We start from the raw sequence: 1,883 nt of genomic DNA, 5'->3' as shown, positions 1-1,883 counted from the left end.
CTTAAAATAGCAGTATATTTAGCATTTTTTATTGGCTGAAGTTCTGAGTCTAGGTGGAAGATTTCTAAATAATGCTCTTTGTTTTCACTGGTTAATGTTTTTGCATTAGCTGGTAACTCCCCACTAAACCCACTCCCCGCACTGGGGCTACCGCCAGAGTTCAGGTTGATGACGGGGCCGACTAGGTGGACACCGCCGCCGTCGATTTTGACAAAGCTGCCGCCCGCGGCAAGAGTAATTTCTGCCCCTGCTTCAATCACGGTTTTGTCACCACTCTTGAAGTGTATTTCTTCGCCCGCTTCTAGTACGACAATTTTTCCGACTTTCTGCTGCAAGTTGCCATCCACCATGAGCGTGTGATCTTTATCTATCTTGTGGCGACTTTCGCCTTTGATGGTGAGATGGTCATTGCCTGTGCCGTTTTCGCCGCCGATTTGTGTAAAGCGGTCGTTGTCGATTTGTCTGTGTTGGTCGTGACCGATGTGAGTAATGCTGTCGTTGAGCACGTCGGTTTCCATGTCTTTTTGTGCGTGTAGGTAGACTTTTTCGTTGTCCACTTGGTCTTCGAAACTGATCTCGTTAAAGCCTTCCCCTTGATGGGTATCACTGCGCCAGACGGTTTTGGTTTTGTGGTCGGGCAATACGTACGGCGGCGTGTTTTTCGCGTTAAAGGTGCGCCCTGTAACAATCGGTTGGTCTGGGTCGCCATTAAAAAAGCTGACAATCACTTCGCTGCCAATTCTGGGGATGGCCATCATGCCATGTTGGTTGCCAGCCCAGCCTTGGGAGACGCGTACCCAGCAGGAGCTGTGGTCGTTGGCGTCGCTGTATCTGTCCCATGGGAAGTGCAGTTTGACGCGTCCGTGTTCGTCACAGAAGATTTCTTCGCCTTCTGGGCCAACCACGGTCGCCATCATCGGGCCGTCGACACTCGGTTTGGGTTGTGGTGTCGCTTGCCAGTTGGTGGTGGCAGGGATAAAGGTAAATTTATTACTGTAGCTAGTGCTGCCCGATTGGCCTTCTTCTTCCAAGACTTGCGGTTGGGTGCCGTGGTGTTCGACAGAGACCGGCAGCCACTCTTGGTTGATGCTGTCTTCGTTGTGCCCTTCGAGGGTGATTTTCATGCCAGCTTGGATGCCCGCGTGGTTACTTTTTCCCACTAGGGTGCGAGCACTGCGGCGCAGGTATTCCAAGCGAATACGAGAAAAGGCTTTGCCGGTAACGTCGTCTTTGAAACGCCCTGGGGCATCGAAGTGTTCGTAATTTGGCAGCTGGTAATCCATGTTCTCGCCATCTTGCTGGTGCAAGAAGCGGTAATCGGGCTTTTTGAAGCTGTAGTCTTTCAGGACGGCTTGGCTTGGGTAACTTTGTGTATGGTGCGTCAGAGTGGAGATGTAAAGATCGTCTGAGCCACCACCGGCTAAGACGTTGTACGGTATGTTCGTTGGGTACTTGGGGAGCGTTTGGCTTTGGTCGGCAAAGTGCAGCAGGTGTTTGCCTTCTTCATGAGTGAAGTAGTAGACCCAGCCTTCTTCGGCAGCCAATCGATGCAAAAACTCTAGGTCAGTTTCACGGTACTGGACACAGAACTCCCGCTCAAGCGGCGTGCGTTGTGTGTCGAAAAGATGCTCCGTGATGCCCATTTCATCCAGCAGTTGAGTAATGATGGCTTGGGCAGTTTGCTTTTGGAAAATACGGCTGTTGTGACGTAAAGACAAACGCTCTAGAGCAGGAACAAGGGTTAAGCCGTAGTAAGTAAAGTGATGTCCGGTGTCGCCTTTTTCAAACTGACGCACAATGCCGTGTACTCGCTGTACCAGCTCGCCGTTGCGAAACAAGCGTAGTTCGGCGTTTTTATCAACGAGGGTGTCGGCAGACAGGTC

1 protein-coding gene is annotated in these 1,883 nt (G+C 51.2%); it reads right to left on the bottom strand.

Annotation, left to right across the window (positions count from 1 at the left end):
• Nucleotides 1-1,883 (bottom strand): type VI secretion system Vgr family protein (locus DK187_RS13965; protein WP_239494813.1); only part of this gene is annotated, 1,883 nt, incomplete at both ends.

Source organism: Marinomonas arctica, from assembly GCF_003259225.1.
Taxonomy (GTDB): Bacteria; Pseudomonadota; Gammaproteobacteria; order Pseudomonadales; family Marinomonadaceae; genus Marinomonas; species Marinomonas arctica.
This window is presented reverse-complemented; position numbering and strand designations above follow the sequence as displayed.